Origin of the sequence: Aquicella siphonis, from assembly GCF_902459485.1 — a bacterium.
Classification (GTDB): Bacteria; Pseudomonadota; Gammaproteobacteria; order DSM-16500; family DSM-16500; genus Aquicella; species Aquicella siphonis.
In genome coordinates, this window is record NZ_LR699119.1 from 2,045,977 (window position 1) to 2,072,088 (window position 26,112).

A 26,112-nucleotide genomic window follows, 5' to 3' on the forward strand; every position below is an offset into this window, starting at 1 on the left:
CTTATTGAACAATTGACCCTGCATCGCAGGTAGCTTATTTTAGAGTCAATATGATATAAAATTAAAGATAAGGATCTATAATAATTTTATAAAAGCGAAGGAGGTGTGTATGAACGGCTCAATCCTTCTACAAAACATCAATCAACCCAGTGAAAAAAGAACACTACCCAAAACCGATATTGATATAGTTAATTTGGGCGACACAACACTCATGCGTGTCACATTTCAACCAGGCTGGAAATGGTCAGAATGCGTGAAACCAACTGTCGGCACTGATACTTGTCAGGCAGCGCATATCAATTATATTCTTTCAGGCCGTTTGAAAGTCGTCATGGATGATGGCACAGAAAAAGAAATGCGACCGGGTGATTGTGCCGTAATCGCACCAGGTCATGATGCATGGGTGATTGGCGATGAACCCTGCATAGCATTGGATTTTTCTGCAGGTAAAATGTATGGAAAGAAATAGCCTTGCATTCAAATATATGCTGATGCTGTTAGCCGATAAGGCATATGATGCGAATGAATAACAAAAATACTTGCCATAGTGGAATCAATTTACCGGCTCCATGATTTTAAACTCGCCCGCATAAAAATATTTACCAAACAGCGGATGCACCATTTCCATTTTCATCCGGAATGACTCATCGGACACTGCAAACTCTTCTGCGTATACCCGGCCCAGAAACACAGTGAGCGGCAAGGGCAGCACCATGCCAAATACTTTCCAGACATAACCGAGATGATTGAGTGTGATTTTATGTCCGTCATATAAATATCTGAATCGCCAGCCCAGTCCCCATGCCGTGAACTCGGTCACCACTTCATCCTTCACAGGCAGCATGCAGGAACGAAAATGCCAGGGTGTTTTTCCAGGAAAGTAAAAAATGCGGTCCAGATAAAACGCGCGGGAGTGCTCATCACTCAGGTAGCGAACGGTAACAGGAATATCACTGCCGGAATACGGCACCAGCATATTCAACGCTCTGAAGACGGGTGATAACAGCCTGAATAATCCGGTACTGCCAACTTCCATTTTTCCCTGTGCCGTCACCACATCCTGACTAAACGGCCGGTTGGCATAATGCTTGCGCATCACGGGAGGCAATTGTTCCCAGGCTTTGGCAAACACGGGTTTGAATATCGGTTCATCCTGATTCATGACTGCCGCCAAGATTTTTTATCTTTGGCACGCCATTCCACCAGAGCAAGCCGTTTCGCACATATTTAAAAAGAGGATAAAAAAGCCTGGAAATAATTTTCGAACGAAACAGAAGCGCATTGAAACAATTAAACCAGTCATGATCTGAACTCATCAGACCGAGTATATGCATGGCATCCGGTCCATGATAAAAATGATTGTTATACTTGACCACCACGCCTTGATCGAGATCAAGCTTTTTAGCATTGATTTCATCCAGCACCGGGTGAGGCTGACGCGCATTGATCATTTCAAAATGTCCGACTGATTCGCGAATTTTTATCATTTTTGCAAATGAGTCGCATAACGGACAATCACCATCATAGATTAACAAAACTGACTGTTGTGCCTGGGACATAAAACGCTTAAAGCTCCTCGGCTCTTTTAGCCGTCTCAAGGTTGGAATGACCCGTCCATATTAACAGAATATAGGGGTTAAAGTCTTAACACATAAGAATGCTTATTGAACCGCATCAATCACACAAACAGCCTGATCCATCAAGAGGATTCCATTTTTTTTCGCGCCGCGATGAGATCATCCACAACACCGGGATTGGCCAATGTGGAAGTATCACCCAGGCTGTTCAATTCATTGCTGGCAATTTTGCGCAAAATTCTCCGCATGATTTTTCCGGACCGGGTTTTAGGCAAATCATCAGCCCACTGAATCTCCTCAGGCGTGGCAATCGGGCCGATTAAACTGCGCACATGCTGGATTAACTCGTTGTTTAATTGGTCAGTTTGTTGAACGCCTTCCTTGGTGGTGATATACGCATAAATCGCCTGGCCTTTTATCTCATGCGGAATACCCACTACCGCCGCTTCTGAAACAGACGGATGCGCGATAAAAGCGCTTTCCAGCTCTTCCGTCCCGAGACGGTGCCCGGAAACCTTAATCACATCGTCATCACGACCGCTAATCCAGTAATATCCATCTTTATCACGCCGCGCGCCGTCACCCGTGAGATAATTCCCGGGTGACTCCTTGAAATAAGCATCAATGAAACGCTGATGATCGCGATAAATTGTGTGCATAAGCCCAGGCCAGGGCTGCCTGATGACCAAATGCCCGGTTCTGTCATCCTCGATCGTTTCGCCTCGCTCATCAACAATCGCAGGTTCGATTCCCAAAAACGGCCATGACGCTGACCCGGGTTTTAACAATGTCGCTCCAGGCAGAGGCGTGATCAACACACCGCCTGTTTCTGTCTGCCACCACGTATCCACAATAGGACATCGCCCCTCACCCACAACCTGGTAATACCACTCCCAGACATCCGGATTGATAGGCTCGCCCACCGTACCCAATAATGTCAGGCTTTTTCGGCTGGTACGCGTGACCCATTCATCTCCCTCCCGGCGCAAAGCACGAATCGCAGTCGGAGCGGTATAAAAAATATTGACCTGGTGCCGGTCAATGATTTCCCAAAAACGAGAAAACGTCGGGTAGTTCGGCGCACCTTCAAACATGAGCGTAGTCGCGCCGTTTGCCAGTGGTCCATAGATGATATAGGAATGGCCGGTGATCCATCCTACATCTGCCGTGCACCAGTAAATGTCGCCCTCGTGATAATCAAAAATATAATGGTGCGTGACCGCGGCATAAACCAGATAACCGCCCGTGACATGCAGCACACCTTTTGGTTTTCCCGTTGACCCGGAAGTATAGAGGATAAACAAGGGATCCATCGCATCCATGATTTCCACAGGGCAGTCATCACCCGCTTTCCTTATTTTTTCGTGATACCACACATCGCGGCTTTCATCCCAGGAAACCGGAGCGCCTGTCCGCTTTACCACGATAACGCATTTGACGCCCGGACATGACATCAAGGCCGTGTCGGCATTTTTTTTGATTGGAATTGTTTTCCCGCCTCGAATGCCCTCATCGGCGGTGATTAATAAAGTCGCCTCCGCATCCAGAATCCGCGCCTTGAGCGCATCAGAAGAAAATCCAGCAAACACCACGGAATGAATGGCGCCAATGCGCGCGCAAGCCAGCATCGCAACCGCCGCTTCAGGTATCATGGGCAGATAAATACAAACCCGGTCTCCCTTTTTTACGCCCTGGTTTTTTAACACGTTTGCAAAGCGGCAGACTTCCCGATGAAGTTCACTGTATGTGATATGCCGCACTTCGTCGGGATTATCTCCCTCCCAGATAATGGCGGTTTGATCCTTTCGCTGGTCAAGGTGGCGGTCAAGGCAATTGTGACAGGCATTGAGCTTGCCTCCGGTAAACCAGGCCATATCAAGCTTTTCAAACCCCCCGGATTTAACAGAATCCCACCTGGCAAACCAGGAAATAAATTCCTCCGCCTGCTCACCCCAAAATCCCGCTGGATCCTCAATCGAGCGCTTATAAAGCGCTTGATAACCCGCCTTGTCCAAATAAGCCTTTTTCACAAATGAAGCAGAAACCTCATGTTGCTTGTTCTCAGTCATAAGTTGATATCCTTGATCGACATCTTTAAATAAATTCAATATTGTTTAACACTACAAAGCGCTTGCTTAAATTAAGTAATTGATTTTGTAACCATGATAATCGAGGGATCTTCCATTCTGGAAAGCGAAAACCCCAAGTGTTTCACCAGCTCCAGCATAAGAATATTGCTGGACAATATCTCGCCCATCATGGTCTTCACACCATGGGTCCTGGCAACGCCCATCAACTCACTCATGAGGCGGGTCCCTATGCCTTTGTTCTGCCATTCATCCGCCACCACCAACGCGAACTCGCAGGTATCCTGATCCGGATTGATAATATAACGGGCGACACCGATATGGATTTCTTCGCCATTTTTTTTGTAGGTAGAAATCAGCGCCATTTCGCGATCGTAATCAATTTGCGTGAAGCGCACCAGCATGGCGGGAGTCAATTCCTGCAAATGCTCCATGAAACGGAAATATCTGGATTGAGGAGACAAGTTGCGGACAAAATCCTGTTCAATCTTGGCGTCTTCCGGACGTATAGGCCGAATAGTGATATTGGTGCCATCAGAAAGCTGCCAGGTTGAAATCAGATGACTTGGATAAGGGCAAATCGCCATATGAGAATAAGCAATAGGAGAGAGGGGCGGGGCATCTATCACAATGCGGGCATCAACCGCAACGGCTTCCCTGTCATTCACTATCAAGGGATTAATATCCATTTCCTGGATATAAGGCAGTTCGCACACCATTTCTGAAACACGGAGAAGAATATTGATCAACGTCTCCATATTAACAGGTTTCATATTGCGAAACTGGCCCAGCAATTTTGACACGCGTGTTTTTTCAATCAAATGCCTGGCGATCACCTGGTTAAGCGGCGGCAGGGCAATGGCGCGGTCATGGATGATCTCGACCAGGGACCCGCCCGCTCCAAACGTAATAACAGGCCCGAAAACCTTGTCCCTGACAACTCCAATCATTAACTCACGATTATTGGGATCCTTATACATGTTTTCCACTGTCACACCAGAGATTCTGGCGTCCGGCCGGCTTTGTCTGGCACTATCCATCAACCTGGCAAATGCCCCTCTTACCGCTTCTGCATTTTCAATATTCAGTTGCACACCGCCCACATCCTGCTTGTGTGTGATATCGGGCGAATTGATTTTCATGACGAGAGGGAATTGAATTGATTCGGCCGCAATCAGAGCCTCATTCGCACTACGCGCTTCTATGGTCTGTGTAATGGGAATACCAAACGCCTTTAGAATCGCTTTTGATTCGGTTGTGGTCAATATTTTACGGCGTTCTGACAATACTCCTTCTATGATCAGACGCGACCCGCTGATATCAGGTTTTGGCTGCGGAGATAACGGTGCCGGGACCTGCAGCAGCAATTGCTGATTACGTTGATATTCGGCAAGATAGGAAAAAGCTTCCACCCCTTTTTCAGGCGTGTCGAAACAAGGAATTTGATGCTCAGAAAATAATGCCCAGGATGATTTGACATGACTTTCACCCATCCAGCAGGCTATTGTAGGTTTACCAAATTCTTTGGCATCAGCCACGATTTGTTCAGCCACTTTAAGCGGCTTTGACATCGCTACCGGAATCAGGATCGTTAGCAGTCCGTCGATGTTTGTATCTTTGGAGCAAATATCCAGCGCGTTATGATAACGCTCCGGTGTGGCATCGCCAATAATATCGACCGGATTCTGGTGCGACCATTCGTTTGGCAGAACAGCATTAAGCCGTGCCATCGTTTCTTCACTCAATTTGGGCAAAGCAATATTCAATTCCGCCGCGCGGTCCGCCGCCATCACCCCCGCACCACCGCCATTCGTAATGATCGCAAGCCGCCCTCCCTTGGCCCGGTAATTGCTAGACAAGACTTCAGCGGCAGAAAACAACTGCTCAATTGTCAACACACGCACCGCGCCCGCCCTGCGCAAGGCCGCATCAAATGCGTCATCATCGCCAACCAGCGCGCCGGTATGGGAACGCGCGGCGCCTGATCCCTGCGCATTTCGCCCGCCCTTGATCACGATAACCGGCTTCATGCGCGCCGCCGAACGAAGGCCGCTCATAAAACGGCGCGCGTCATGAATTCCCTCGATATAAAGCAATATACTTTTTGTTTCTGTGTCAACCGCCAAAAAATCCAGTATCTCGCCAAAATCCAGATCAGCGGCATTGCCCAGTGAAACTATGGTTGAAAATCCTATCTTTTTATTAAAAGCCCAGTCCAGGATAGCGGCAACAATCGCGCCTGACTGGGAAACGAGAGCAATATGTCCCGTCGCAGCAATGTTGTTATCAAATGTGGCATTCAGTTTGATATGAGGACGCATGATGCCCAGACAGTTAGGGCCGATAAGACGCATGCGGTATTCATGAGAAGATTTCAAAAAGGACTGTTCCAGCTCTTTACCTTTGCTGCCTGTTTCGCTAAAACCGGCTGAAATCACGACGGCAGCCCTCACGCCTTTTTCGCCGCACTCTGAAATAATATGCGGAACAGTGTGCGCCGGTGTCGTAATGACGGCAAGATCTATGGATCCCGGAATGTCCTTGACACTGGAAAAGGCTTTCACACCCTGAACCTGACCATGTCTGGGATTAACCGGAAACAGCTTACCGGGAAAATCGCCTTTTAGCAGGTTGCTGAACAACTTCATGCCCACCGAATCAGGACGGTCACTCGCACCTATGACGGCAATGGAAGACGGATTGAACAGCTTGTCCAGATAATGCGTTCCCACGGTATAAACTCCTTGCCAAATTGTATCGCGTTATCGATGACGGTTTGGACCATGAACCTGATAAGCCTTTTGTATAACAGGATTTAACACCTGTCGCCAGCCCGGGCAATCAGTAATTGTAATATGACGGCGCTGCTCCGGCCAGAGCCGGCAGCCTCAATAAATATAAATAAAGTGAGTTACACAGTATAACCCGGTTGTCCCAGATCTGTCTGACCGATTTCAAGATTCGATGTTGAGGAAGACGAACAGGATGAAGAGGTTGGAGAAGATAAAACGAATTGACTCGTCCCGGTTTTCATTTTCATGACCTGCTGCGTAAAGACATCAATAACCCGAATCAGACCATCAATGTCCACCGAGTTACACATACTCTGTTCCTTGAATATCGACTTGCATCGCAGCCAGGCGTACTGGATCTCTGACTGATCAAAATAGCGGTCGAAATAGTCAAACTCTCTGGCCAGCGTCAGAAAATCATTCTCCATCTGAAACGGCTTGGCATCAAGAAAGGCCGAACCAAAATCAATCACTGTACACTCATAAGTCTCCACTGCGATGATAAAGTTTTTTAACTGGGCATCATTATGTGCAATTTTTCTTTCATGAATGGCCATGAGCGCGCGCATGCAGGATTGAATGATTCTGGAAAATGTTTCAACTTGTTGTGAAACAGGCATACCTGAAAAATTCGTATTGACAAATTTAAGCAGCTGCATCCCTTCAATGTGTTTCAAAAGAATATATTTTTTGTTCTTGACAAGAAAGTGATCCACATACATACCACACCGCTTCAGGGATCCCACCTCATCCGCAACATACTCCGCTTTTTCTTCGCCAAATATATCCGTGACCACATCTCTATGCTGCGGTCCGGACGGACGCGGACCCGCTTGCCCGGAAAATGAAAATATATCATCAAACAATGATAATTGCCGCGGCTGTTGTTCAGGTTTTTTCTTGGCGCATACATTTTCAATTTTCACACCGATTATATTATCCGCAAGCGTAAAATGCCCAGACGTATTTCGTTTCAAGGGAAACAATCTCCTGTATTTGCCTTGATTGCCTTTGGCTTCAGCGGAATGCGTGACCTTGGAATCATTATCGATGAAATAATAATTTCCACTGGAATCTTTCAGAATTGAGAATGGAATTTCGACAGGCTTGCTGATGGGGAAACCGTCGGAAAATCCTGTTTTTTTACTATACTTACGCTGACCAAGAGCATCAGACTCCCACAGGAAAATGATCTGCTCCGCCTTTTCGATAACTTCTTGCGTCTGGATTTCATTTAGATTTGGCAGCAACATGGCGTGTCGTTGTTGTAATAATAATGAAAATATATTTTATACGTTTCGAATTAAGGCAACATTAATGCCCCAGCGGAAACAACACACTATCTATCAGCTTTATTCCTCGATTAAAATCAAACCCTTACCAAATGCGCATTCTTGTCCGTTCGCAACATTGCCGCGCTTGAGATACTATAAATATAGGAAATGCCTCGCTAACAGGAGCAAGAAGATGCAATACATATTGATTACTTCGATTATAGGCGAAGACAAAAGCCCGATTGACACCGAGGAATTCTCCCGAGCCGTCACGGACAAATTATTGGAAGGTTATGAATTATCAGGAAGCGCAGGCGCCGTCCTGGATCCCAAGTACGGTCTGATTTATACACAGGCCATGATAAAACGTGAATAGTCGCTGGAATTGCAGTCAGCCTTGCAAGACAGGTGTAATCCGCGCCTGCCTGATGCAAAATCAATGAATTATTGAAACACCTTCAAACGTTCCGAATCCGGCGCGAGATGCTGGGCAACCCGCACAGCCGATGCAATTGCACTTTCATGTGAATCATTATCATACGTCCACATACCGACAAACCAGATATTGTTATTTCCCTGCAGTTTTCTTATCTCATCCTGCACCATGAAAAAATTATAATCCGTAACAGGATGCCTGTAATTTATCAATGCGTATAACTTGTCTGGAACCGGACTGCCTGTATCCTTGGGGCTGCGCACATCATAAGTGACCCATGATTTGAAAATCGGCGTTTTGGATTTCCACGCCTTATACATGGTTAACGCCGACTTGGATCCATTAAAACGAACATTCGCAACACGCCAGTCATCCTTTTTGGGCGGCATAAAGCGCGCGTCACCATGTATCGCAATTTTGGTATCGATATACCTGATTTTACCCAGCAATTGAGCCAGGTCCGCCGTCTCATTCAATGTGCCGAGGATATGACTGGCAACGCTGGCATCCGTGGCAAAAACCAGATGGTCGTATTCCTTCACATCACCTTGTTCAGTCATAACCGTGTAGCGCGTATTCATCTTGCCTACCTCTTTCACGCGTGAATTCAGACGGATCTCGGTATGCCGCAGCGAATCACGTACGGATTCGATATATTTTTTCAAGCCCCCGGTTACTTCATACCATCGATATTTTTCCGTATCATATCCTTCGATCAGATATTTCAGAGCGTTATACGCTGAATAATCCTGAACATCCTCCGGCGTCACTCCCCATGCCGCAGCCAATAGCGGATAAAGAAATTCAACCTTAAAAGACTTGCTCACACTCAAGCCATCCACAAACGCATGCAGCGTGGTGACTGTATCATGTTTTTTGATCAGCTTGCGGCCGTTATCAATCACGGTTTTCAATTGCAGGGAACGATAGAGATTGGCCGGCGTCAATGATCCCCACTCCACCTTGCCGTCATGGTAGGGAGGCAAAATGATTTGATCACTGCCATTGGTTTTATAAAACGTCGAAACCAAAGTGAATGATTTCAGAGGGATATCCAAATAACGCAGCAGCTTCATGAAATTGGGATAAAAGGCTTCATTAAAAAATTCGGCCCCCGCCTCAACGACCACAGGCGCGCCGTCGACCATCACCTCTATGGAATTGGCGTGACCACCCAGCCGGTCTTGGGCTTCATAGACTGTGACATCATGCTTTTGCTCAAGCAGCCATGCTGCCACCAGGCCGGACGCGCCGCCGCCGATCACAGCGATTTTATCCGCATAACTTGTTTTTACAGTAAAAATGCAGGACAAGATCAGGATAGTAAATAGCTTTTTCATAAAATCTTCCTTCAGCCAGACGAATGATAATCCTGTTTGAATAAGGCGGTTTTGAAGTGAATAACAGGTAAGATACTCATTAATCACGATGGTGACAAGCTGTGTTCTGGCGGGATGAAATCAATCATTTCACAGAGCAGATCTCATTATTCATATAACGGACAAGCATGATACAATGACCCAGCTATCAAGAGCGTTCATTGACACACAGCAATGAACTGTTCTTTAAACACCCGCCGCCCTCGGACAATCTGACACAACAGGAACATTGAATGGATATCCAATCTGGAAAAATCACATCGCTCGTAGATGTGGAACGCATGGAAACAACGCCCGTTTCGGCGCACCATCTGGCACCGCATACTTATGCGATATTTGAACAAAGCGCCCGTCAATTTGGCAATAAGACCGCCTTGCGTTTTTTATATACCGGAAAACCGGAAGAAATCCCGGTTAATTATTCCTATCAGGAATTGTTTTCCCGGATCACACAAACAGCAAATGCTTTGCATGATCTGGGTGTCACCCGAACGGATACTGTTTCACTGTTAATGCCCAATTTACCGCAGCATCATTTTGCCTTGTGGGGAGCGCAGGCAGCAGGCATAGCCAACCCCATTAATCCCATGCTGGCAGCAGAACATATCAGACAGATCATGAAGAAAGGACAAACAAAGGTTTTGATCACGCTGTCCGGCCATCAGAATAGCGCGCTATGGGAAAAAGTCCAAAAAATCGTGCCGGATGTTCACAGTCTGCAGCATATTCTGACAGTCAATCCCGAACAATTTGCCGTGCCCCGCGCACAATTGCAGACAGCGTTATCCGGGATCAGTCATATTCACAGAGATGACTTCGATGACTTGATATCCCGCTATCCCGGCGCCAGATTGGATTTCGAACAAGCTGTTCGCTCTGATATGACTGCCTGTTACTTCCATACCGGAGGCACGACCGGCTCCCCCAAACTGGCCATCCAGTCGCATTTTAACCAGGTTTTCAGCGCCTGGATGGTAGGTCGGCAATTGCAGTGGGACAGCAGCGATGTCATGCATTGCGGCCTGCCCCTGTTTCACGTCAATGCTCCTCTTATTTCCGGTCTCGCTCCCTTCACAGTGGGCGGTGAAGTCTTGCTTACCTCGCCCCACGGATTTCGCAGCGAAGCAGTCATCGCAAATTTCTGGAAATGGGTTGAACAATACCGCATCAGCTTTTTCATGGCAGTCCCCACTGTTTACCTTGCACTCAATAAGACCTGGTCGCCAGAAATCAACACTTCCTCCCTGAAGTTTGCCGCCTGCGGAGCCGCGCCCATGCCGACTGCGCTAATCAAAGAGTTTGAATCACGCACCGGCATTTCCATTCTGGAAGGATATGGCTTGACAGAAGGCACTGTTTTCAGCAGCGTCAATCCTCCATTCGGGAAGCGCAAGACAGGATCCATAGGAATACGGATTCCCTACCAAAACATGAAAGCGGTGTGCCTGGATGAAAATCAGCGTTACTTGCGTGACTGCGAACCGGACGAAATCGGTGCACTGGCTGTGAAAGGACCTAATGTTTTTCAAGGCTATCTGGGCGAGGAAAATTCTCATGAATTATGGATTGCCGACGGCTGGCTCAATACAGGAGACCTGGGCAGACAAGACGAGGAAGGTTACTTCTGGCTGACCGGCCGCAGCAAAGACCTGATTATTCGCGGGGGACATAACATCGACCCGCGCGTCATTGAAGAAGCGCTCAACAAGCATCCCGCCGTTGCCATGGCTGCAGCCGTAGGCAAACCGGACGGCAGAATGGGAGAAATTCCAGCCGCCTATGTGACACTGCACACAGGCATGACAGCAACCAGTTCTGAGCTGGAAAAATTTGCAGCCCGGCATATCACTGAACATGTGGCGACGCCAAAAGCGATTTACATCATCAGTGACATGCCGCTCACAGCCGTCGGCAAGATATACAAACCCGCCCTGCGCCTGGATATTGTCAAACGCGCGGTTGAGGAAAGATTGCTTTCCCTCGCCAGTACCGGCGCTCATATCACGGTGGACGTCAAACCGCACACTGCATCAGGATTACTGACGACGGTACGTTTGTCAGGCAGCGAAACGGCATCCTGCCTGATACCAGAAATTGAAAAAATTCTTGCGGCCTTCAAGATGGAATTCATAATACAACCACAACCGCGCCCAGGATACCCGGCTGCGGATCCGCCATCATAAAAAATCCGGCCCAGCAATGCCGGGCTCAAGCGTCATCACGTCTGAAGTCAAAACAGGCCGACAGCGGAAAGTGATCGGACAAGTCAAATTTGGGCCACATTTTTTCATTTTCCAGATCACGCAAAATGAAAACCCTGTTAAATGCCTTGCCGGGTTTCGCATGCAAGTTACTATAAAACAAATAATCAATCCGGCTGCGATCCTTATTAATGGACATGGTATTCACCACGCCGTCAGCCGAGTAAGGATAGCCGGTATTTTCAAGCAAACTGACATTCAGGATTCCCAGCAGATTTTCCAGCTCCTTATCAAACTGGTTAACATTAAAATCGCCCCCTATCAAAAGCGGCTCATCGTCTGGAATAGGCAGACTATCAATAAAAAGAGCCAATTCCTGCAGCTGCTTCTGACGAACACTGATATCGTCCGGCCTGTTACCAGCCTGCATATGCGTGCCGACGAGATGGTAAGTTTTATTATTTTTATCAATCCGGGCATAGATCGCTCCTTTCGCTGCAAGCGCATTCATCCCCGCACCTGCCTGATATACAATCTGACCCTCATCTTTTATAGGCCATTTGCTGAAAATCATCACACCGCCCGTCAGCACCTTGGAACCCTCTTGCCCTACCACCTTGGTATGGTAGGGATAATTCTTTGTCATCGACTGGACCATGGCACTCCTTAAGTCGCGATCAAACAATTCTTCCATGATAACTGCATCGTATTGGGATATCCTGGCAGGAATATCTGCCGCGCGAATTTCCGGATGGTTCAGGTCATCAACCGCGCCAGCATAAAAAGGCATTAATTGTGTGTTATAGGTTAAGATATTAATGGATTGATTAGAGGAACTGTCCCCGCCCTGATGATCCGGTTTATCAATGACAAGGTGAAAATTATTGAATATGCGTCCCGCTGGCAGCCAGTTTCTGGCATGAATGCGGTATTCCCCGCCCCATATATTCACCGGAAACTGTTCCAGGCCTTTATCAGCGAGAATGGATTTAGCCGGCTGTCCTGGCAAGACCAGCCCAGCCTTCACATCCGATCCAAACACGCGCTTTCCTTTTTCGTGAAATTGAATGTCGATCTGCTCACCTGAACCATTACTCCGGCTCACCTTGACGGAAAATTGATAACTCTTGTCTGTCTTGACTCCGGTATTTCGGCTGAACCAGAGAATCTGCCTGGTTTCGTAAGGCAACAGCGTGACCGAACTACCCTCCCAATTTTTGCCCGAGGTAAAATCGGCGTCATCAGTATCAAGCGCGGTCTGAAATGACAAATTTTCGCTGGTATTATTTGTGACAAGAACATAGCTGTACCCAAAAACAGGTGCCGCTGCCGCGTCACGCCCAGCCGTCTTGGGTATGACGCCCGCCACAGAGAAAGAAGGCAGACAAAAGCCTAACATGAAGAACATGATGAGTTTAAACATATCGTCCCCGTTGCTTCTCACGCCTGTCAAGACGCAAGTTATCCGTCATAATCAACCCATGAAATAATAAATATCCAGCGCTGGCGGTTCACTGCCTGCTTGAGACAGCATGGCGTGCACCTGCCCGCGATGATGCGTATGATGATTGAACAAGTGCCCCAGCAGCCAGCGCAAACCCATAGCGCTTTCCTTGCCGGCGAGGGTTTTGAATTTCAGCAAGCCATTTAGTGCTGATTCGGTCATCCCGTCAATCAATTCAATAATTCTTTCATCTTCTGCTTGTCGCGCACTCCACAATGATTTGAAATCCGCATATAACATCTGATCCAGCGACGTAATGCCTGATTCGCGAAATTTCAGCCGCCCCAGCCATAATCTGTCGCAAACCAGCAAATGATTCAGCGTTCCGTGAATAGAATGAAAAAACGCCTTGCGATCCAGCAGATATTCGTTTTCCGGCAATTTGCCGCAAGCATCATACAAGCGGATATTTGCCCAGCGGTTATATCGCGCGAGAGTTTGAAAATACTCTTTCATACCAGCCTCTTGTTACCTGGTTATCCATGGTTTCAAATCAGCGCATCATCGCACGCACGACACTCGTCCCGCAACATGCAAATAATAGCCAGGCTTGACAAATACCTTCAACCTGACAACATATCCTGCTCATTCTCACCTGTCACTGTTTACATGATCTCATCACTGCAAACAGTCACAAGCAGGATTGAACTTTGCAGTCTTCATGTCCGGGGCAGCCACGCACAACAGCCCTGGCAATTATCCTTAACCATAACCATTCCGGAGAAAACCCTTATGAGTGTCGCAAATAAAATTGATTACGTCCTGATCGGCTACGGCATAGTAGGCGCAGGCGTGCTTCACTACCTGAACGGCAACATCGTGGTGATAGACAAAACACGAAAAGACATACCTCTCTCCCCCCGTCGCAACATCCTCTTCATAGAACAAGCTATTTCAGACTCCAATTATCGGGATTTGCTTGCCGCTCATTCACATCCAGGCACGATAGTCATAGAGACGGCTGTAGAAACAGACACGCGGGCATTATCATCCTGGTGCCATCGGAACGGACGCCACTTTATCAACACGGTAGGCGATGCCTGGCTGCCTGAAACATTACGGCTAACCAATCATTATCAGAATATTGATGGCATCATGAATGTCTACATTGACCGCCTGATTCCTGCGCTCACGGACAACGGGCCGACTTGTCTGCTTACGCACGGCGCCAATCCAGGCATGGTGAATCACTATTTAAATGCGGCAATACAGGAGCTGGCCGCGGCCAGACAACAGAGTTTTGCCCAAATCGTCGACCAGATCCAGGAAATCCATATCCTGGAAAAAGACACGCTCATGTTCAAAAAGAATTTTGTTCCGGAAAGCCACATTTTTTACAACACCTGGAACATCTTGGAATTTTTCCTGGAATCCATTGCCCATACCGATTACCCCGACCATAACGGCATTAAAGCGTATCAAAACGCCAAATCCAGGCTGGTGGTACTGGATCATACCGCCATTCATGGAAGAATTGTTTCACATGAAGAAACCTTCTCCATGCGCCATTACCTTGCCAGCCAGTATAACAAGACTTGCAAAATCCAGTTTCTTTACGAATGTTCGCCCATTGGCGAACTGTCCCGCACCAAATGGAAATTCGGTGAATCGTATCAGGCAAAATGCGCAACCGATGAACTCGATCATGAACATGGATTTGATCTGGTTGGCACCCTGGTCGTGCTCCGTGACCAATCCAACTGGTTTTGTGGATACAGCATGGAACAATCGGAAGCTTTGCACGCATACCCGCATACCAATGCGACCGCCTGGTATGTTTCGGCATCCGTGCTGGCAGCCATAGACTGGTTAAAAGATAATCCAGGACGCGGCCTTGTTTTTCCTGAAATGACAGGCGCAGATGACAGCCTCAGGATCATAGAGCATTTTAGAAAACACTGCAGCGGCATGAATTATTTCTCCACGCCCGTGCGGAATCTTTTCATATCGGATGAATACGATAGCTATGAATGTGTGAATCTGAAGAAACAAGCCATGACCAGAGGAAAATCCACGCCGGAAACAGTAACCTCTTAATAATCAGCCGTATCCATGCTTGCGGATCAATTTATTTATCCGCAAGCCGATATGGCTAATCCGCTGGTTTGGGCCTGCTAACCAGATAAGATACCCGCATAAACAATCCCGCGTTCTCCTCGCCTTTTGCAATAATTTCTTCAAAAAACGCGATGATGATTTTTGCTGAAGTTTCCTTATCCAGCTTGGTATCAGCAGGATTCTGCAAGGTTTCCACCACTGTTTTCGCGCCATATTTTTTAGATAAGTCATCCACCACTTTGCGAAAAGTCACCATGGCTTGCTTTTGCTCATCGTCACTTGGCATTTTTTGTGGGCTTTCCACTCCGGATTTAATGACCGGCTCCACAGCATTAAACGACTCCATGATATATTCATCGCGATCGAGCTTGTCGAAATTGATGTCAGAACGGATAAATTTATCAGGAAATTCGTGATACAAGACATATACTGGATCAATCTTTATCAGCTTTTTGTCATACTCCACATTCTGTTTGAGATAATCATACAAGCTCTTGTGACTGGCAACAGGGCCATATTTTAGCAGCAAAGTATTTAATAATTCGGATTGATAATAGATTTCATTGTTTAGGTTTTTGTTCTTTTTGACGTTATCCCGTATCTGGCTCATATAGGCGCCAAAATCCACAGGAGACTGTGTTTCCAGATAAGACACGAACGGGTATTGGGTTCGTATATATCTTTCATGCTGCCACGCCATAAAATGAGGCTTGAGAAAAACAGCTGACAACAGGATAACCGCTGCCACTGCCGCGACGGTAATCAGGAAAGATGCGAATCGATTGATTGAGCTGATACGCAAGAAAGGGTATACGATGACAATAGTCCAGATGCTCAGTACCAGATAGACCCATATCATAAACTGTCTCCGGTAAAATCTGTATGCCTCCTATTATTTTAGCCTAGAGACGGCGCCAGCGGGTAAAAAAGCATTGGCCGCTGTTAGTATTTGATTTTTCAAAAAATATGCCGGTACATGTGCGAATTTCGAAACCAGAGGGAATTTCATCGGCAAATTCCTCCCTGTATCAAAAAAGCGTGAATTGGTCTTATTGCCGGTCACGCCCTGTTAAACACAGGGAGACTTGCTTATGAATCACACTGATGTAACATGACTGAACCGGGTTAATACCAGTGAATCCATTGCATGAAATTTCGTCATATTATCGGGCTGCTGATTCTGATCACATCCGCCGCCGCTGCAACACCCGTCATACAGATCAGTGAATCCGCTTATGCTATACATGGCAGGCTTGCCTCCGAATTGCGCGCGCAGATGAACGCTTTTGGCCCGATGGAATCTGGCAGGCATTTCGACGCCTATACTCATTGGAATGTGAAATGGCATTTCAGGTATCAGGAAGAAAACCGGATTTGCCGCATTACTCAAGTCACAGTCAGCGCAGACATCCAGTCTGCTTTCCCTCAGTGGGCTGATTACAGTCTCGCGGATAAAGTCCTGCAAAATCAATGGAACCAATACACTCAGCGGCTGAGAATGCATGAAAAAAATCATTCCGCCAATGGAGCAGACGCTGCGGTTGAAGTGGAAAACAAACTGATCAGCTTGCCGCCGCTCAGAGACTGTCAACAGCTGGAAACTCTCGCGAACAACCAGGCACAACAAATCCTGTCAAAATATAACGCCCGTGACCGGCAATACGACATTGTAACCATGCACGGACAAACTGAAGGCGTCATTTTTCCCTAGCTTCCCTAGCACGCCATTCCCGCTCCTGTTAACGTCAGTGTTATTTGGGATGCACTGAAGACTCAGGCTTCTTGTCTTCTTCTTCCACCATATCTTGTATGGCTTTCTCCGCGGCTTCAGCATCAGCCTCCCGATGAAACATGGAATGAAATGCCAGCCCCAGCCCTTCCCTTCTCGCCGATGCAGCCTCATCCGCGGCTGCATGCTCAGATTCCGGTAGTGTAGGCGGCACATATCCACTGCGATCATAAAGCGTCATTCCCGCGAAAAGATCAGGAAGATCCAGATCTTCCCAGGCAAGCGTCGCGACATAACTCACGGGTTTTCGCATATCAACATTTTCTATGATGGTATTGGCAAGCCCTGTGAAACTCACTTCCTGTCCTTTCTCGGCTTGAGTTTTGCGAAATTGCTCCAACTCGGTTTGCGCAAGCAAGACCATTTCATCTCGCTGTTTTTTTGTTTGCTCGGCTGTGACAGTCAGCAGATCGGCGGATGAAAACTCCAGCGCACGAAATTTGTCTATCAGTGAAGCAATAAATCCTGCCTCATCCGCGCTAAACGCCAGCACCGCATCTGTATTAGATAACTTGATTGCACCCACTGTTCCGCGCGCGCTTAAATAATCTTCAATTTGCGCTTTCAAATCAGGATTTTCATCCAGTAATGCTGAAAAACAAATACCGCGTATGATCATTTTACCGGAGTCATTTGGACCAATTTCATCATGTGGATGTATTTTAGGCATGACCCAGTCTCCTTTTGATTGACCCGTTCGCATAACGCAACCTGTTGACCGGGAGCGCTGACTGAACTGTGCCAATCAGCCCTCCTCCGCCTCCTTTCCTGCTCATTGACATTATAAAGTGGATAAGCGCATAAAATATTATTTAGATGATTCATGACCCTGCCCCGCTGAAGCGGAACAAATGATTAAACATACAAGATTGCTGAATATGACCGCAGCAAGGGAACGGGTAAGATTCTGCTACCGTGAACAGGCGCCATTTAACGATTGTGCAAAATTAATCCATATTTTAAAATTTGCAAATTAATTGGCGTTCAGGCCGCGGGACAGCAGTTCATCGCAAAGGAGAGAAAACAAAAAAACATGCTCGAGCACAAGAAACACCCAAAATCAGTAAATTATTCCATTACCGTTATGGAAAATCGTTATACTGAATGAAGCCGAGTAAAAATCCAGTGCGGTCTGTAACAGTAAGGCTGAAACGCTGCCAGTCCTGATTATAGCGCACTAAAATGATTTATTTGAAAGTATGATCACTTTCACCATGGACGATAATGTTATGGACACCATCAAAACCCTGACTGCTTTTTTGCTATCAGCATTTATCTTCCTGTTCCCCACTGATATTTTTAGTGCACAGAAACCAAAAACGGAAACAGCCGTTTTTGCCGGCGGATGTTTCTGGACCATGCAGTTCGATTTTGACCAAGTCCCCGGTGTTGTCAATACCACCGTCGGCTATAGCGGCGGCACCACGCCTCATCCAACTTACGAACAGGTTGAAAGCGGCGACAGCGGGCATTATGAATCCATTGAAGTGGTTTACAATCCTGCAAAAGTGACTTATCAGCAATTGCTGGAGATATACTGGCACAATATTGATCCCACCAATGCGAATGGACAATTCTGTGACAGTGGAAACCAATACCGGCCTGTTATTTTTTATTCCAGCCCTGAACAGAAAAAATTAGCTTCTGAAAGCAAGCAACAATTGATAAAATCAGGACGGTTTACTAAAGTTGTCACGCAAATATTGCCCATGAAGGCTTTTTATCCGGCCGAAGCGTATCATCAAAAATTTTATCGCAATCATGCCTCGCGATATGATTTGTACCGAAAAGGGTGCGGAAGAGACTATCAACTGCAAAAACTGTGGGGCACGCAATAATAATATTCAGAAGGAAGTTTAACATGACTCAAGTTTACCAGTTTATACGGCGTTTGTTCCTGGCAGCCTGTGTGTGCTTCATTTTACTGGGCTGCTCCAAATTATCGCAGGAAAATTTCGATAAAATTCAAACCAACATGACCATGAAAGAAGTGATAGCCATTCTGGGCGAACCGACTTCATCCGAGAGCATCAATATCGCGGGGATATCGGGAACCTCGGCTGTGTGGAAAGACAGCAACGCCGAAATAGACATTCAGTTTTTAAATGACCGCGTTACGGTAAAAGCCTACAGCAAAACCCACGCCCAGCCGGACAGCTCCTCTTCGCAAGAAAGAGACAAAAAAAATTAAGCAACCTCTCGCGGCGGTAGAAGGATGATCCTTCTACCGCCCGCTCGAGGATATCAATCAGGTTCATCCTACCGTAAAGACAGCTGAGTAGCCTGCATAGGGAGTGATTTTTCCACCCCACCAAGATTTTGCATCCCCATGATGAACAATGCGATATTGTCCAGGCTGCACATCCACAGGCATTCTCCAGACTATCGTCACCAGCGAATTGGCCAAACCGCTGCGCTGCCAGTGATATTCCGTATCCCAGTCCCTGTCTTGCCGAACGGTCTTCCATTGACCGTTTTCAAGATGCTGAACTTCCAGGAATGTGTTCTGCAACCGGTAATTGTTTTTGGGATGCGCCCCCCAAAATATCGCTTGCACACTGTCACCCGGCTTATAACTGGATTCAACATTTTTATAAACATCGCCAAACTGCCGGTTAGACGGCGTCGAATCCCATAAAACCCCTGGCTGGAAATTCGTTTGCGCATCCAGTAAGTCTGGCGGTGTCGGGCCGGAATCCACCGTCTCGCCGCTTAAAAGCGAGCGCGTCAATTGCGCGTATTGTTGCCGCAGCGCGGATAATGTCCAGGGACCAAACAGATTGGAAGCACCTTCGTAGCGTTGTAACTGATATTCTTCAGGGGTAGTGACATATTGCGCGTATGCATTGGCAAGGGTCGACAAGACCACATGGTTATTTTCCACCTTGGGTAATTGCTCCTGGACAGCGGTCTTGATCCGGCGGCCGCTCATGGTGGTCAACTCAAAAGGAGCCGCGACAATCACGAGCTGCCCCAGCTTGAATTCCTGGAAAGGAAGAATCAAGGGCACCCATGGGTAAGGCTTTTTGTTCCCCAATTGCAATGCGATAGGCTTGACTCCCTGACAGGATGTCGTCAGGTTTTCACACAGAAATGCCGGAATGACGCTGCTGATGTTGGCACAGGACAACCCCTGCCTGCCAACGCCTTCGCCGTCTGCCGTTCCTGCGAGCATGGAAACGCCAATAGCCGGTGGACAAGTCATGCGCATCTGTCCGTCCGTGTAACGCGGATCAATATTCACCTTGTCCATTTCCACAAATACATGGCGAAAGTCGATACCGCCCCTGATAACTTCAGACGCGCTCTCAAAAAGATTTCTGGCAAGTTCATATTGAGGACGGCCAGCCCGCTCGACCGCTTTCATTCCCTCCATGCCCTGACCGCCCTCATGCCCATATTCATTGGGAGACACATCACCTGCATTGGCTTGGGCGAAGGCTGCGACAAAAGCATGCGGACCATAGTCTGAATTGAAATCCCTTTCGAACAGATATTCAGCGTAGCCCTTGTTATCACCATTGATTAAATGGTTTTTATTATTCATGGACACGCCATGAACCGGAAACCAGTTGATCATGCCTATGGGTTTGCCTTCCAGACTGTCGAAACGGATTAATGTCATCTCCGTATCCACGTCGCGCCGATAAAGCGCGCGTTCACTCTCAGGATTCAGCGCATAGGATTGCGGCGAGCGATTGAAACTGACTCCCGATAACTGGCCTTTTGCCATTTTGATGGTCGCGGGAGCCATGTTCATCTGGGCGCGGTCTATCGCTGTGACAATACCGTTAACAATGGCATTGAAATTCTTTTCGCTGAATCCCAGGATGGTAAGATTATAAAGTGTGTAGGTTGAATAACCGCCGGGTCCGCTGTGCTGGTGCGTGGCGGTAATCAACACGTTCCGCTCGTCATACAGATTGCCGTATTTTTCTTTCAGTCTGCGCACTACCTGCTGTTTGACCGCCTGAAATAACTGACCCAGGTCTGCGTTGACAAAGACAACCCGTTTGCCGTTGCAAGGCGATTCCAGAACAAACGCTCTGGCCCATAGGCGCGAGTAAAGGCCGGATGTAGACTGGTTCAACATGGCATATCCCATCATGCGCTGTTCCGCAGCCGGTCCAGTAATGTCATAAATACCCGCGCCGATATTGAAAGTCGAATTATTTTCGCAACTCTTCATTCCCTGGTTCGCAGCCAACGCTGCGCTGCTGGTCAAGAGCAATAAAAGTGAAAACATTTTTCTGTGCATTACTATCCTCTCCCGTGGCACCCATGATGGCTGAACATTCGTCGAGTCAGGCCGGACAACGTCCGCTGACGGCAAACACTATACCGCGAAGCCGGCATTCCTGTCATGAGACCAGCAACAGGGAAAGACGCATCAGAGTGATTATTGTTTAAAATCTAATGGTGGCGGTGATGGTAATGATATTGACCATCGCGCGCGGGATACAAATAATAACCTGGATGATAAATATAGTCATATCCCGGATAAACGTAGTAATACGGATAAGGTCCGGAAGTGACATAGCTGATATCGTAATCGTAATGATATTCTTCGTAGACAGGGTAGGCGGGAACACGTACGGATGCGACCGGCGCGCATCCGGTCAACACCCCGGCAAGCAAAACCGTGAAGACAGCCTTTAATATATTGATTTCTATTTTCATCAGACTGCTCCTTGTTATCCCGGCCTCTTGATTTAAGTATAGATTCAAACCTTGGCAGCTGAATTAAGATGCGGCAAGTAATTGTAAATTATAAATTTATATCGCTCGCCGCCTGGCCGGCTCCTGCCGGTCTCACCGAATTCAGCTATGATAATAAGAAGAGCGCATCGACTGGGAAACGTCCCATTGACTCAGCCTCGCCGCTGCCGGCAATCCGCAATCTCATACGCGAAGATAAAATCGCCCAGATGTACTCCGCCTTGCAAACCAGCAAGGAAGCCGGCATGCAAACCATGGAAAAATCCATACAGGAACTGATCAAAAAGAAAATTATCCGCGAGGAAGACGCGCTGCTCAGCAGTTTTCAGCGTGAATTTTTCGAATCATTCTGATATCCCGGCCAGGATCCGGAAATCATCGCGAAGAGATCCGCATTCACACCGGCTTCGGATGCAACAATGCCGTCCACCAACACACGCTCTCGATTAAATGACAGGCTCTCCCTCTGCGCATTCGTGACAATCCCGCCTGCTTCGGATACCAGCAAGACTCCCGCGGCAATATCCCACTCATTTTTCGGCCCCAGACTGAATGTCGCATGGGCCGCGCCGGCAGCGACCAACGCCAGCTTGTAAGCGATAGAACCCACTGGCCGAACATGACAGCATGACAAAAAGCGGTCCCACTCGCCCCGCCGGTATTCCGAACGGCTCGCAAGCACCACTATTTCCCGCAGCGACACGGGCGGCATGCAATGAATCCGCCTGCCATTGAGCCAGGCACCGCCATTTTTGAGCGCATGAAACAATTCATCTGTTGCGGGATTATATACACAAGCAGCAACCGGTTCACCGTGATCCACCAGCGCGGCAGAGATTGCAAATTCCGGTACGCCTGTTGCGAACTCCCGGGTGCCATCAATCGGATCAACCACCCACACCTTGTTTCGAAGCAGGCGCGCCGAATTGTCGCTGCTTTCTTCGGACAGCCAGCCATAATCCGGAAAACGCCCGATGAGTTCTGCTTTTAAAATATCATTCGCCAATACGTCTGCCCTGGTCACGATGTCGGCGTTTACTTTTTCTTCTATAACAAAACCTGATTTTTGCACTTCCAATATGCTTGCGCCTGCTTTGCGAACCACATTGACCAGAGCACTCAATTCCCGATTTTCCACTTGTTTTATCACGCGATGTATCCCAGCATCCTGATTTTTTCCAACAATGCATCCACCATTTCTTCCGTGCCGCCGCGGGAAGTGTCTATCGTGATTTCAGGAGAGACCGGCGGTTCGTATGGATCGCTGATGCCGGTAAACTGTTTAATCCTGCCTGCGCGCGCCAACTTGTACATCCCTTTGCGATCGCGTGTTTGGCATACTTCCACAGAGGTGGAAACATAAACCTCAATAAATCCGCCCACCTCACCTATCATGCCCCTGACCAGGTTGCGTGATTCCATGAAGGGAGCGACCAGGGCGCAAATTGCAATGCCGCCGTGCCTGGTGATTTCCCTGGCAACATAACCCACCCGGGCAACATTGATTTCCCTGTCCTTTTTGTCGAATCCAAGACCTTGGGATAAATGCGTGCGGATTTCATCCCCATCCAGCAGGCTGACTTGACGACCGGTCATTTCCCTCAACTTGAGCATCAATCCGTTTGCCAGCGTTGATTTTCCCGAACTTGGCAATCCTGTAAAAAACACCGTGAAACCCTGACGGTGTTTGAGCGGATATACTTTGCGCAATTCGTTAATCACTTCTGGAAATGAAAACCACCCAGGAATATCCTGGTTTTTTTGCAGGCGCTCACGCAGTTCCGTGCCCGAAATAGTCGAAGGCGTGTCATTTTTTGGAAATTCATTGACAGGAAAATACCGCGATTCTTTCTTGCTGTATGCCATCTCATGAAACGGCACGATTTCAATGCCGATATCGGCCTGGTGCTGCAGCACCAGAGTCTGCGCATCATATGGAGAATAAAAATCCTGGCCGTTGCGGTTTTTTCCGGGACCGGCGTGATCCCGGCCGACAATAAAGTGCGTGCATCCGTAATTTTTGCGTATGATCGCATGCCATAATGCTTCGCGCGGTCCCGCCATGCGCATGGCCAGCGGCAATAAACTCAAGTGCACCGAGTGCGCGGGATACGCCGGCAGCACATGTTCATAACAACGCACCCGCAAATAATAATCGATGTCACCAGGCTTGGTCTCGCCCGCCACCGGATGCAACAACAATTTCGCGCCAGTATGCTGCATGGCGCGCATGGTCAGCTCCTGGTGCGCTCTATGCATGGGATTACGCGTCTGAAACGCCACGATCTTATTCCAGCCGCGCTGCCTGAAAATCTCACGCAACTCCGCAGGTGTCTGACGCAAATGCTTAAAATCATAATGATTGGGCAGCGCGACAGGTATCAAGCCTCCGCCGACATAATAATCCTTTGTCTTCTGCAGAAGATGCGCGACACCCGCATGGCTGTCATCCAGTGTCTTGAATACTGCCAGGGCTTCACTTTTTTTATCCGCCTTCCAGACATCACTCACTTCCAATATCGCAAGCAGCAACCCTTCGGTATCCCTGAGAGCGATTTTCTGTCCGGGCATGATGTCTTTTGCGAATTTTTCATCCACATCCAGCGTGACAGGCATGGGCCACAGCGTGCCGTCAGTGAGCCGCATGGAATGCAGCACGCTTTCAAAATCCGCTTTATTCATGAAACCTTTCAGCGGCGCGAATCCGCCGTTCATGATCAGTTCGATATCACAAACATTGCGCCGCGACAATGTCAGTGAAGGCAGATCCAGCGCTAGTATTTTGCATTCTTCCGTGGCAACGGCGGGAGCCAGATGCAAGGGGGCAGCGATTGATGCCCGGCTTGCTTCCGCGGTGGTCGAATCCATAATAATTTTCTCCTTTGATTTCCAGTCAATTCAAAAAACAGGTGAGTGCTTTTCCAGCAGGGACTTTGCCAGATTCATGCCAAGCCTGCGTATTTCGGGCACGGAACCGCATTCCCAGATCATGCCTTTCGCGGGCGGACCCAGCGTATAAATCTGTTCCGAGGCACGGCCTTCCGCGTCTATCAGCGCGCCGGATGGACTGGTGACAAAGCCAAGCTGGAGGGGATCCTGAACCGCGAGGCCGCGGGATAATAAATTATGCGCCAGCGAACCTGTTTCAGGCTGTGAAGTCAAAGACGGCCCCATACAGTTAATCAACCACTGGAATGCAATATCTCTCAACTCTCCTGTTTGCCGCATTTTGATATGAACCATTTCCTTTTCCGCCGCAAGCACACGTCCAGATAAAATATGCAGCTGTTTCCTCGCTATCAAATTTTTAAGAATTTCCGCCACACTCACAGGAACCCTGTGCCTGTGAATATTCCAGTAGGGGAGCAAATGCCTGATGAATTGTTTTTTGTCCGCCCAGCTCATTTCACTCCACAGATCGGGTATCTGCAAGCGCATGGCATTCACCACCGAACGCCAGTCAGGCGCAGCCTCTCCGCGCCTGAGCCACATCGCGCGCGTATTCCTTGTCAATTGCCTGAGATTATTGTGAGGAGCGCACGGCAGGGAAATCACCGGCACACTGGACGCCGCGTGCGGCAACGGCAGCAATCCGCGGCGAGAAAGCGCATATATCTCGCCCTCATGGCCCCGATGATATAAGGTCAGGACAGTATCGATCATACTCAGTCCTGTGCCCAGAATCACGACTGTGTCGCGAGAGGAAATTTTTTCCGGCGCGCGAAAATCCCATGGATTATTGATGCATTGCACGCCGGGTGACACCGGAAAGGGAAATTTCGCGGGAGCAGGATTTCCCAGCGCAAGAACCGCCTTGTCAACAGAACACACTTTGCCATCATCCATCACCAGTGTTGTCTGCCCGACAGTCGGAACGATATCTTTTACTTCCGATTTTTCCAGTCTGAGACTGATATTTTCTGAACGGCCCGCCTGTATCTGCTGCAACAAGGCCTCCAGATAGTGGCCGTATAAAAAACGCGGCACAAAACATTCATCAACATCATGATCAGCTGACGGTTTCGGCTGCTTATCACGGGAGTTCAACCATTCAACAAAATGCGCCGGGAGATCTTCAAACAGGCTCATGTCCCGAGCACGGACATTGAGCAAATGAAATGGGTAAGGTGTGCTGTACGCTGCGCCGCGCGCAAAACAGCCGCCTTTGTCAAACAGCAGGATTTCAACGGGCGCGCGCGCGTAACGTGACAAATTCGCAGCCAGCGCAGTTCCGGAAAAACCCGCTCCTATGATTCCGATTTTAAGCGGTGAAGTGTGCGCCATCCCTGTCGTATT

The 26,112-nt window shown here is 48.1% G+C and carries 23 protein-coding genes; 8 read left to right on the forward strand and 15 right to left on the reverse strand.

Annotated elements, in window-relative coordinates; all coding sequences use genetic code 11:
• Positions 1-109: 109 nt before the first annotated feature.
• The gene (locus AQULUS_RS09500; protein ID WP_148339912.1) at positions 110-469 is read left to right on the forward strand and encodes a cupin domain-containing protein; all 360 of its coding nucleotides are present in this window, start codon (positions 110-112) and stop codon (positions 467-469) included.
• Positions 470-553: 84 nt separating this feature from the next.
• Here AQULUS_RS09500 and AQULUS_RS09505 read toward each other — a convergent pair whose 3' ends face one another.
• From AQULUS_RS09505 to AQULUS_RS09525, 5 genes are all read right to left on the reverse strand, one after another.
• On the reverse strand, positions 554-1,162 hold the full coding sequence (locus AQULUS_RS09505; RefSeq protein ID WP_148339913.1) for a DUF4166 domain-containing protein: 609 nt from the start codon (positions 1,160-1,162) through the stop codon (positions 554-556).
• The gene (locus AQULUS_RS09510) at positions 1,149-1,559 is read right to left on the reverse strand and encodes a DCC1-like thiol-disulfide oxidoreductase family protein (RefSeq protein ID WP_148339914.1); all 411 of its coding nucleotides are present in this window, start codon (positions 1,557-1,559) and stop codon (positions 1,149-1,151) included. The genes AQULUS_RS09505 and AQULUS_RS09510 overlap by 14 nt, the downstream gene beginning before the upstream one ends.
• A 140-nt stretch (positions 1,560-1,699) precedes the next feature.
• The gene (gene acs / locus AQULUS_RS09515; protein WP_148339915.1) at positions 1,700-3,646 is read right to left on the reverse strand and encodes an acetate--CoA ligase; all 1,947 of its coding nucleotides are present in this window, start codon (positions 3,644-3,646) and stop codon (positions 1,700-1,702) included.
• Positions 3,647-3,717: 71 nt separating this feature from the next.
• Entirely contained in the window at positions 3,718-6,396 is a 2,679-nt protein-coding gene (locus AQULUS_RS09520) for a bifunctional acetate--CoA ligase family protein/GNAT family N-acetyltransferase (protein WP_148339916.1), read from the reverse strand.
• 179 nt (positions 6,397-6,575) lie between these two features.
• On the reverse strand, positions 6,576-7,709 hold the full coding sequence (locus AQULUS_RS09525; protein WP_148339917.1) for a protein kinase family protein: 1,134 nt from the start codon (positions 7,707-7,709) through the stop codon (positions 6,576-6,578).
• 214 nt (positions 7,710-7,923) lie between these two features.
• Between AQULUS_RS09525 and AQULUS_RS09530 the strand changes: the two genes are divergently transcribed.
• Positions 7,924-8,106: a DUF1737 domain-containing protein gene (locus tag AQULUS_RS09530; RefSeq protein ID WP_172622811.1), complete on the forward strand. Its 183-nt coding sequence runs from the start codon at positions 7,924-7,926 to the stop codon at positions 8,104-8,106.
• 68 nt (positions 8,107-8,174) lie between these two features.
• Here AQULUS_RS09530 and AQULUS_RS09535 read toward each other — a convergent pair whose 3' ends face one another.
• On the reverse strand, positions 8,175-9,506 hold the full coding sequence (locus AQULUS_RS09535) for an FAD-dependent oxidoreductase (RefSeq protein WP_148339919.1): 1,332 nt from the start codon (positions 9,504-9,506) through the stop codon (positions 8,175-8,177).
• Positions 9,507-9,778: 272 nt separating this feature from the next.
• Between AQULUS_RS09535 and AQULUS_RS09540 the strand changes: the two genes are divergently transcribed.
• On the forward strand, positions 9,779-11,728 hold the full coding sequence (locus tag AQULUS_RS09540; RefSeq protein WP_148339920.1) for an acyl-CoA synthetase: 1,950 nt from the start codon (positions 9,779-9,781) through the stop codon (positions 11,726-11,728).
• A 25-nt stretch (positions 11,729-11,753) separates the two neighbouring features.
• On the opposite strand, the gene AQULUS_RS09545 is transcribed toward AQULUS_RS09540, so the two are convergent.
• Both AQULUS_RS09545 and AQULUS_RS09550 read right to left on the reverse strand, forming a co-directional pair.
• Positions 11,754-13,169: a sphingomyelin phosphodiesterase gene (locus AQULUS_RS09545; protein WP_148339921.1), complete on the reverse strand. Its 1,416-nt coding sequence runs from the start codon at positions 13,167-13,169 to the stop codon at positions 11,754-11,756.
• 51 nt (positions 13,170-13,220) lie between these two features.
• Positions 13,221-13,706, reverse strand: a complete 486-nt coding sequence (locus AQULUS_RS09550; protein WP_148339922.1) for a DinB family protein — start codon at positions 13,704-13,706, stop codon at positions 13,221-13,223.
• Between the two features lie 276 nt (positions 13,707-13,982).
• Between AQULUS_RS09550 and AQULUS_RS09555 the strand changes: the two genes are divergently transcribed.
• Positions 13,983-15,287: a saccharopine dehydrogenase NADP-binding domain-containing protein gene (locus tag AQULUS_RS09555; protein WP_172622812.1), complete on the forward strand. Its 1,305-nt coding sequence runs from the start codon at positions 13,983-13,985 to the stop codon at positions 15,285-15,287.
• Between the two features lie 55 nt (positions 15,288-15,342).
• On the opposite strand, the gene AQULUS_RS09560 is transcribed toward AQULUS_RS09555, so the two are convergent.
• Positions 15,343-16,167, reverse strand: a complete 825-nt coding sequence (locus AQULUS_RS09560) for a hypothetical protein (RefSeq protein WP_148339924.1) — start codon at positions 16,165-16,167, stop codon at positions 15,343-15,345.
• Positions 16,168-16,455: 288 nt separating this feature from the next.
• Here AQULUS_RS09560 and AQULUS_RS09565 point away from each other — a divergent pair, with 288 nt between their 5' ends.
• Positions 16,456-17,019, forward strand: a complete 564-nt coding sequence (locus AQULUS_RS09565; RefSeq protein WP_148339925.1) for a DUF922 domain-containing Zn-dependent protease — start codon at positions 16,456-16,458, stop codon at positions 17,017-17,019.
• Positions 17,020-17,059: 40 nt separating this feature from the next.
• On the opposite strand, the gene AQULUS_RS09570 is transcribed toward AQULUS_RS09565, so the two are convergent.
• The gene (locus tag AQULUS_RS09570; protein ID WP_148339926.1) at positions 17,060-17,767 is read right to left on the reverse strand and encodes a hypothetical protein; all 708 of its coding nucleotides are present in this window, start codon (positions 17,765-17,767) and stop codon (positions 17,060-17,062) included.
• Positions 17,768-18,326: 559 nt separating this feature from the next.
• On the opposite strand from AQULUS_RS09570, the gene msrA reads away from it, so the two are divergent.
• Together msrA and AQULUS_RS09580 are read left to right on the forward strand one after the other, a co-directional pair.
• Complete coding sequence (gene msrA, locus AQULUS_RS09575) at positions 18,327-18,935, forward strand: peptide-methionine (S)-S-oxide reductase MsrA (protein WP_148339927.1); 609 nt, start codon at positions 18,327-18,329, stop codon at positions 18,933-18,935.
• Positions 18,936-18,958: 23 nt separating this feature from the next.
• Positions 18,959-19,288, forward strand: a complete 330-nt coding sequence (locus tag AQULUS_RS09580; protein WP_148339928.1) for a DUF3862 domain-containing protein — start codon at positions 18,959-18,961, stop codon at positions 19,286-19,288.
• Between the two features lie 63 nt (positions 19,289-19,351).
• On the opposite strand, the gene AQULUS_RS09585 is transcribed toward AQULUS_RS09580, so the two are convergent.
• Together AQULUS_RS09585 and AQULUS_RS09590 are read right to left on the reverse strand one after the other, a co-directional pair.
• On the reverse strand, positions 19,352-21,355 hold the full coding sequence (locus tag AQULUS_RS09585) for a neutral/alkaline ceramidase (protein WP_148339929.1): 2,004 nt from the start codon (positions 21,353-21,355) through the stop codon (positions 19,352-19,354).
• A 155-nt stretch (positions 21,356-21,510) separates the two neighbouring features.
• Positions 21,511-21,777: a hypothetical protein gene (locus AQULUS_RS09590; protein WP_148339930.1), complete on the reverse strand. Its 267-nt coding sequence runs from the start codon at positions 21,775-21,777 to the stop codon at positions 21,511-21,513.
• Between the two features lie 68 nt (positions 21,778-21,845).
• On the opposite strand from AQULUS_RS09590, the gene AQULUS_RS09595 reads away from it, so the two are divergent.
• Positions 21,846-22,169, forward strand: a complete 324-nt coding sequence (locus AQULUS_RS09595) for a hypothetical protein (protein WP_148339931.1) — start codon at positions 21,846-21,848, stop codon at positions 22,167-22,169.
• On the opposite strand, the gene AQULUS_RS13050 is transcribed toward AQULUS_RS09595, so the two are convergent.
• From AQULUS_RS13050 to AQULUS_RS09605, 3 genes are read right to left on the reverse strand one after another with little or no spacing between them, the layout of a single operon-like run.
• Positions 22,142-22,966: a 3'(2'),5'-bisphosphate nucleotidase CysQ gene (locus tag AQULUS_RS13050; RefSeq protein ID WP_232051871.1), complete on the reverse strand. Its 825-nt coding sequence runs from the start codon at positions 22,964-22,966 to the stop codon at positions 22,142-22,144. The two genes, AQULUS_RS09595 and AQULUS_RS13050, sit on opposite strands and share 28 nt — an antisense overlap.
• Positions 22,963-24,684, reverse strand: a complete 1,722-nt coding sequence (locus AQULUS_RS09600) for a bifunctional sulfate adenylyltransferase/adenylylsulfate kinase (RefSeq protein ID WP_148339932.1) — start codon at positions 24,682-24,684, stop codon at positions 22,963-22,965. Before AQULUS_RS09600 ends, AQULUS_RS13050 begins: the two co-directional genes overlap by 4 nt.
• Positions 24,685-24,714: 30 nt before the next feature.
• Entirely contained in the window at positions 24,715-26,100 is a 1,386-nt protein-coding gene (locus AQULUS_RS09605) for an FAD/NAD(P)-binding protein (protein ID WP_148339933.1), read from the reverse strand.
• Between the last annotated feature and the right edge of the window lie 12 nt (positions 26,101-26,112).